Here is a 7,350-nt window from a genome sequence, read left to right on the forward strand (position 1 = left end):
GTGCACTGACCTGAGGATTGGCGCGAACGACACTATGCAGGCAAAAACTGACAACCCCGCCAGCCTGGACATCGGCCTGCTGCTGTACCCCGGTGCGCAACGTGCTGCCGTGCATGGGCTGGCCGACCTGTTCCTGGTGGCCAATCGGGTGGTTGCCGAACTGGGTGCCGTCGAGTTGCCATCGGTGCGTATCAGCTTCTGGCAGGCGGACGAAGCAGGGCAGTTGCAGCCTGCCCCTGAGAGTCCACCTGCCGCCGCGGCCGATCTGCGGGTGCTGATCATTCCGCCGAGCCTGGAGTCGGCACCTCAGGGTGAGCTGCTTGAGCGCCATCGTGCGTCGTTATGCCAGTTGCACGGGCACGGCACGGTGCTGGCGTCGGTGTGCATCGGGGTGTTCTTCATCGCCGCCAGTGGCCTGCTCGACGGGCGCCCGGCCTGCACCCACTGGAACTACGTGCATTCGCTTGCCCAGCGTTTTCCCAAGGTGCGGGTCGAGGCCCAGCAACCGTTGCTGGACGATGGCGACATCGTCACCTCGGCCGGGCTGATGGCCTGGACCGACCTGGGCTTGCGCTTGCTGGAGCGCTTCATGGGCGCGACGGTGGCGCGGGAAACTGCTCGCTACCTGGCAGTCGATCCGGTCGCGGCGCCGCTGCCTGGTGCAGTGTTCAATCCACGCCTGGACCATGGCGATGAGGCGGTGCTGAAAGTGCAGCACTGGTTGCAGGGCAACGGTGGGCAGGATGCCGACCTGGCCAGCATGGCTGCGTGCGCGGGGCTGGAGGAACGCACCTTCCTGCGGCGTTTTCGTGCTGCCACGGGGCTACGGCCGACCGAGTACTGCCAGCAGGTGAGGGTGGGGCGGGCGTGCCGCTTGCTGGAGTTCACCCGGCGCAATGTCGAGCAGATCGCCTGGGGCGTCGGTTACCAGGACCCGGGTGCGTTTCGCAAGGTGTTTCAGCGCATCACCGGCCTGACCCCGAGTGATTACCGGCGGCGCTTCGCGGTATCGGGTTAGGGCACGGGGGCGTTCCCGGTGCGGAAAACCGCTTGACCTTGACATAACTTGAGGTTTTACCCTGCTCGGCATCGCGCTGTATGCGTCCGTCACCAGGAGACCGTTCATGACGGCAACATCCCATGCCCTGTGGTTTACCCAGATGATCGAATACGAAGTACCCGGCAGGTTCCAGCAGGCGTTGGCCCAGGCGCTGGTGGCGCGCAGCGAAGCGCTGGCCGCGCGTTGCGAAGGGCTGCAGGGTGTCAGCATTCAGGCCAGCGACGATGGCAGCCGGGTGCTGCAGTACCTGCAATGGCAGTCCCGCCAGGCGTGGGCAGCGGCGGCCGTATATTTCGTCGGGGAACCTTTCCTCGAACTGCTTGGCCAGCATCAGGCGCGTGGGGTCAACTTTGCTGCCTACCAGACCCTGCGTAGCCTGGTGCGCGGCGCCGATGGCGGCCTGCATTGCCAGGTGGGCGAGCCTCAGGCATACCAGGGCGCGTAGTGCGGGTAGCGATCCAGGCGGGCGCCAACGACCATTTCACTGACCCATGCCGCCAGGATCGAACTGTAGGCTTTCTGGCTCTCTTCGCTGGACAGCGCGTGGTCGGCGCCGTCGACGATGCGGTGGGTGAGCGAATGGGCGCTGACGAATGCCGAGCGGTAGCTCATCAAGGTGCTGTGCGGCACATAGTCGTCCTGCTCGGACTCCACCAGCAGTACATCGCCACCGAACTCGGCACAGGCTGCCAGTGCGCGGTTGTCCGCCGGGCCGAGCGGGCGCTGGCGGTAGGCGTTCAACCGTTGCCGGTCGAGGGTTTGCTTGGGGAGGTTCCATTCGTCGTCCCAGTACATGGCGGGCACCCGCAGGGCCAGCCATTTGACCGGCCGCTCGCGGGTCAGCAGGGTGGCCAGATAGCCGCCGTAGCTGCTGCCGATGATGGCGATGGCACTGGTGTCGACGGCCGGGTGGCTTACCAGCCGGTCGTAGGCCACCAGCAGGTCGGTCAGGTTCTGTTCGCGGGTGACCGTCAGCCGTTGGCTTTCGGTTTTTTCGTGGCCGCGCAGGTCGAAGGTCATGCACACGCAGCCCAGCCCGGTGATATGCCGGGCGCGGGCCAGGTCGCGTTGCTGGCTGCCACCCCAGCCGTGGACGAAGAGAATGCCCGGCATCTTGCTGCCGGGGCTGACCAGGGTGCCGACGATGCTGTCATCCTCGACCTGCAGTTCAACGGTTTCACTCTGAATGGTCATGTTCACGAATCCGCGCGAATTTGCTGAGTTGTCCGAGTTCACTGTCGTTTCCTTGGTAAAAGAGGGTGGCGTCAGTGGGCAGTTCGGGGGTGCCGAACACTTCATGGGTGGAGGCACGCACCCGTTGCAATGCCGGGTCATCGGCGAACGCCTGCAAGGCCAGCAGCTCGGCACTGCTGGCTCCGCCCAGGCGCCAGGATTGCTCGAGTACGCCGCTGCGCAGGTGGCCCATGGGGTTGACGCCGCGGGCGATGTCGTAGTTGCGCCGTGAGGCGATGAAGCCGGGGAAGTGCTGCTCGGCGGCCTGCTCGTAGGCCATCGCCTGGTTGATGGCCAGGCGCAGCGGCTCGTCCAGCGGCAGTTGCAGCAGTGCCTGGTAGTCACCGCGCACCACCACCAGGTCGGAGCCGCCATACACTTCCGTGCCCTGGTGGTCGCGGGTCAGTTGCTGGGTACCGTGATAGCTGCAGGTCAGGCCGGCGACACGTACCTGGCCGACGCTGAAGGTTTGCACTTCGCTCAGGTCTTCCTCGAGCACCAGCCCCCACAGCGCAAGGTCCTGGTCATCCATGCCGGCCAGCAGCGGTTCCAGTTCATCCACCGCGGTGATGACCTGTTGCCCACGGCCTGCGCAGGCCAGTACCGGCTTGATCCGCAACGGGCCGTCCGCCAACAACAGCTGTGCGGCGGTGCGCGCATCAGCCTTGCTGAACACGGTATAGCCGCGCAGCAGGGCGTCGCTGGCTTGGCGGGCGAAGGCATCGGTCCAGCCCGGCGGGAAACTGGCCCCGGCCGGCAACGGGTGGGAGATCGCCTTGGTCGCCATGTAGGGGTGTGCGACCAGGCCACCGAACAGGTCCTGCTCGCTGCAGATGCCCAGGGCGGCATGGCGCTTGGGATCGACCAGGGTTTCGGTGGGCAGGTAGTAGTAGCCATCGGTGGCGCTTGGTGGCTGGCTGGGTTGCACGTGTGGGCAGCCCAGCAGGCGGGCCAGGCCATCGGCAAGCTTCAGGTGCACGGCATGCTCGTGGTCGGGGGTGTGCGCGCGGGTGTCGAGCAGCACCACGCCGTTTTTAGGGGCGCAGGCATTGGGCATGGTCATTTGCCTGTGTGCAATGAATGTACTGAGTGTGAAGCCGGTGCTTTGAGGAAGTTCAGCGGAACTTGATCGGTGGTCCTGGCCCGTCTGTAGGAAATGTCTGGTATGCGCAGGGCGTGACGGGCAATGCATGCCGTGTGTCGGTCGCCACGATTGCAGGGCTTCGGCGGCTGTTCCATTATCGGCGCACTGGATAAACCGTGATGTAGCCGCAGGAGAGCGCATGAACGTTCAGACCACCTTTGGGCAAAGCGTGCCGCAGCGCCTGGCGCAGGTTCGCCAGGCCATGGCCGCAGAGGGCATCGATGCCTTGCTGGTACCCTCGGCCGACCCCCATCTTTCCGAGTACCTGCCCGGTTACTGGCAAGGGCGCCAGTGGCTGTCGGGTTTCCACGGCTCGGTCGGCACGCTGGTGGTCACGGCTGACTTTGCCGGGCTGTGGGTCGATAGCCGCTACTGGGAACAGGCGGAACACGAGCTGGCTGGCAGCGGCATCGAGCTGATGAAGCTGTTGCCGGGCAAGCCTGGTGCGCTGGAATGGCTGGGCGATCACGTCGAGACCAATGGCAGCGTGGCGGTAGACGGTGCGGTCATGGCCCTGGCTTCGGCGCGCCAGCTTGGCGACCGGCTGAAGGCGCGCGGGGCGCGACTGGTGACGGACAAGGACCTGCTGGGCCAGGTATGGGAAGGGCGCCCGGCGCTGCCAGGCAACCCGGTCTACCAGCATTTGCCACCGCACGCCACGGTAAGCCGTGCGGAGAAGCTGGCGCAGTTGCGCCAGAGCGTGCAGGCCAAGGGGGCCGACTGGCATTTCATCGCTACCCTGGATGACATTGCCTGGCTGTTCAACCTGCGCGGTAGCGATGTGTCCTATAACCCGGTGTTCGTCGCCTTTGCCTTGATCAGCCAGCAGCAGGCCATCCTGTTCGTCGGCCAGGACAAGCTCGACGAACATCTACGCCAGGTGCTGGCGGCCGACGGTATCGAGGCGCGCGACTACGCCGAAGCAGGCAAGGCCCTTGCCGCCATGCCGGCCGGCAGCCGATTGCTGGTCGACCCGGCCCGGGTAACCTGCGGCCTGCTGGATAACCTGCCGGCCGGGGTGGAACTGGTCGAGGGGCTCAACCCCAGCACCCTGAGCAAGTCGTGCAAAGGTGATGACGATCTGGTGCACATCCGCCAGGTGATGGAGCAGGACGGCGCGGCCTTGTGCGAGTTCTTCGCCTGGCTCGAGGCCAACCTCGGTCAGGAGCGGGTTACCGAACTGACGGTCGACGAGCAGTTGAGTGCCGCGCGTGCCCGGCGCCCAGGCTTCGTGTCGTTGAGCTTCTCGACCATTGCCGCCTTCAATGGCAATGGCGCGATGCCGCATTACCGTGCCACCGAGCAGTCGCATGCGGTCATCGAGGGCGATGGTCTGCTGCTGATCGATTCGGGCGGGCAGTACCTTGGCGGTACCACCGACATCACCCGCATGGTGCCGGTGGGCAACCCGAGCCTTGCACAGAAGCAGGATTGCACGCGCGTGCTCAAAGGCATGATCGCCCTGTCGCGGGCCACCTTCCCGCGAGGCGTGCTGTCGCCGTTGCTCGATGCCATTGCCCGGGCACCGATCTGGGCTGACCAGGTGGATTACGGCCACGGCACCGGGCATGGGGTGGGTTACTTCATGAATGTGCACGAGGGGCCGCAGGTCATTGCCTACCAGGCGGCGCCCACGCCGCAGACCGCGATGCAGGTGGGCATGATCAGCTCGATCGAGCCGGGCACGTACCGCCCAGGGCAGTGGGGTGTGCGCATCGAGAACCTGGTGGTCAACCGCGAGGCCGGCAAGAGCGCCTTCGGCGACTTCCTGAACTTCGAGACCCTGACGTTGTGCCCGATCGATACCCGCTGCCTGGTGCCCGAACTGCTGGCCAGGGAAGAGCTGGACTGGTTGAACGGCTATCACGCCACGGTACGCGAGCGCCTGGCGCCGTTGCTCAAGGGGGACGCGCTGGCCTGGCTGGAGGCGCGTACCGCGCCCTTGTAAGGTGGCAAATGAAAAGGGCAGCTTGCGAGCTGCCCTTTTTTCTACTTGCAGATGACGATCATGCTGCGGCTGGTGTAACCCGCCGGGTTGATGCCGAACAAGTAGTCACCGGGTTCTTCATCGCTATCGCCCGAGCGTGCAATGACCCGGTAGCCGCGCGTGCTGCAGGAGCTTGCGGCCTTGCTGTAGCAGTTGTCCCACGAGGAAGACAGGCCGGAGCAATTGATATGCAGGCCCTTCTTGCCCCTTTTGACCTCAGTCTTGGCCGTGGCGGCACATCCAGCAATAGCCAAGATGGCCAGGATGAGCAAAATACGTTTCATTCCTGTCCTTAAATGCAGGGCGGATCAGCTGCCAGGCCCTGTCGTTATCGCTTCGGTTCTTCCTGAAATTTCCCCAGCGTCCGTGTTCGGTCCAGTAGATAGCGTAAAGATGATCATTCTGTGACAGCTTAATGAGCGAGACGGGTCGCTACAATCATTAATCCTGTCTCAAATGAAAATATTTCTCATATCAGTCTGCCGCGACGGCTGGGCTGGGTTCCTTGCGCATGGACAGGGTGGTGCCGACCGACGCGGTAATGATCGCCAGGATGGCCAGCCACTGGGTAATCGTCAGGACCTCGCCCAGGAACAGCAGGCCGGACAGTGCGCCGAAGGCTGGTTCGATGCTCATGAGGGTGCCGAAGGTGCGTGCCGGGATGCGCGTGAGGGCAACCATTTCCAGGCTGTAGGGCAGGGCGGTGGACAGCACCGCGACGCCCAGGGCCATGGGGATCACGGCGGGAGTGAGCAATGCGCTGCCGGCGTGGGCGATACCGATGGGGGCAACGAACAGCGCGGCGACCACAACGCCCAGTGCGGCACTCTGGATACCATGCTCGGCCCCGGCCCGCTGCCCGAACAGGATGTACAGTGCCCAGCACACGCCCGCGCCCAGGGCATAGGCTGCGCCGACCGGGTCGAGGGCCTGCCCGCCATGGCCGGCCGGCAGCAACAGCAGCAAACCGACGATGGCCAGCGCAATCCACAGGAAGTCGATCGGCCGGCGCGAGGAGAAGATCGCCACGGCCAACGGGCCGGTGAACTCCAGTGCCACGGCGATGCCGATCGGTACCGTTTGCAGGGCCATATAGAAGAGGAAGTTCATGCCGCCCAGCGCCATGCCGTAGATGATGACGTTGCGCAGGGCGTTGCGGGTCATGCGCACCCGCCACGGGCGCAGGATCAGTAGCATGATGATGCTGGCAAAGATCAGGCGCAGGGTGGTGGTGCCTTGGGCGCCGATGAGGGGGAACATGCTTTTGGCCAGGGAGGCACCGGACTGTATCGATGCCATGGCGATGAGCAGCAGGCCGATCGGGAAGAGGGTAGCGGCCAGGCTGCGGGGCTGGGTGTTCATTTCTGTGCAGCGATCCTTGAGCGGGGTGGGGGTGAGCAATATAGTGCGCAATTACGGCGGGTGGGGGCAAGGTGCCCGGCGTTGTATTTTCGGTCCCTGTGAGATCGGGCGCCGCCCACGCGGCGCTCGATCTCACAGGCGCAGCAGGTGTTGTGGCGAGCACCTGGTGGCCCTGACGCGGTCTTTTTCAAAAAAACCTAAATTATTGAAATTAAAGGTTGACCTCCTGAAACGCCGCCCTATAATGCGCACCACTCCAACGCGGTAGCGAAGCAAAGCCAGCCACCCTGTTGAGTCAAGTGTTTGAAGCTAAACGAGTTTCTCGCAAAAAACTTCAAAATAAACGCTTGACAGCAAATGAGGAAAGCGTAGAATGCGCGCCTCGGTCGAGACGAAAAGCTCTTAACCAAACGCTCTTTAACAAATCGAATCAAGCAATTCGTGTGGGTGCTTGTGAGTACGGACTGATAGTCACAAAGATTATCAGCATCACAAGTGGCCATGCGAGAAATCACATAGTCATTTGAGATTGCTGAGCCAAGTTTAGGGTTTCTTAAAAACCCA

At 63.7% G+C, this 7,350-nt stretch carries 7 protein-coding genes; 3 read left to right on the forward strand and 4 right to left on the reverse strand.

Annotation, left to right across the window (positions count from 1 at the left end):
* The first annotated feature begins 34 nt into the window (after positions 1-34).
* The gene (locus tag CAG00_RS24395; protein ID WP_085665524.1) at positions 35-1,018 is read left to right on the forward strand and encodes a GlxA family transcriptional regulator; all 984 of its coding nucleotides are present in this window, start codon (positions 35-37) and stop codon (positions 1,016-1,018) included.
* 106 nt (positions 1,019-1,124) lie between these two features.
* Positions 1,125-1,505, forward strand: coding sequence for an antibiotic biosynthesis monooxygenase (locus CAG00_RS24400; RefSeq protein ID WP_025338386.1), 381 nt, complete (start codon positions 1,125-1,127; stop codon positions 1,503-1,505).
* Here the strand turns inward: CAG00_RS24400 and CAG00_RS24405 are convergent.
* Together CAG00_RS24405 and CAG00_RS24410 are read right to left on the reverse strand one after the other, a co-directional pair.
* On the reverse strand, positions 1,484-2,254 hold the full coding sequence (locus CAG00_RS24405) for a S9 family peptidase (protein ID WP_075044261.1): 771 nt from the start codon (positions 2,252-2,254) through the stop codon (positions 1,484-1,486). The genes CAG00_RS24400 and CAG00_RS24405 overlap by 22 nt on opposite strands.
* The gene (locus CAG00_RS24410; protein WP_085665525.1) at positions 2,238-3,356 is read right to left on the reverse strand and encodes a DUF3182 family protein; all 1,119 of its coding nucleotides are present in this window, start codon (positions 3,354-3,356) and stop codon (positions 2,238-2,240) included. Before CAG00_RS24410 ends, CAG00_RS24405 begins: the two co-directional genes overlap by 17 nt.
* A gap of 220 nt (positions 3,357-3,576) precedes the next feature.
* Here CAG00_RS24410 and CAG00_RS24415 point away from each other — a divergent pair, with 220 nt between their 5' ends.
* A complete protein-coding gene (locus CAG00_RS24415; RefSeq protein ID WP_085665526.1) occupies positions 3,577-5,385 on the forward strand; it encodes an aminopeptidase P family protein in 1,809 nt (602 codons plus the stop codon).
* Positions 5,386-5,426: 41 nt separating this feature from the next.
* On the opposite strand, the gene CAG00_RS24420 is transcribed toward CAG00_RS24415, so the two are convergent.
* Entirely contained in the window at positions 5,427-5,708 is a 282-nt protein-coding gene (locus tag CAG00_RS24420; protein WP_025338390.1) for a hypothetical protein, read from the reverse strand.
* Between the two features lie 190 nt (positions 5,709-5,898).
* On the reverse strand, positions 5,899-6,786 hold the full coding sequence (gene rhtA, locus CAG00_RS24425) for a threonine/homoserine exporter RhtA (RefSeq protein WP_025338391.1): 888 nt from the start codon (positions 6,784-6,786) through the stop codon (positions 5,899-5,901).
* Positions 6,787-7,350 lie beyond the last annotated feature (564 nt).

This window comes from Pseudomonas sp. B5(2017) (genome assembly GCF_002112825.1).
GTDB lineage: Bacteria > Pseudomonadota > Gammaproteobacteria > Pseudomonadales > Pseudomonadaceae > Aquipseudomonas > Aquipseudomonas putida_Z.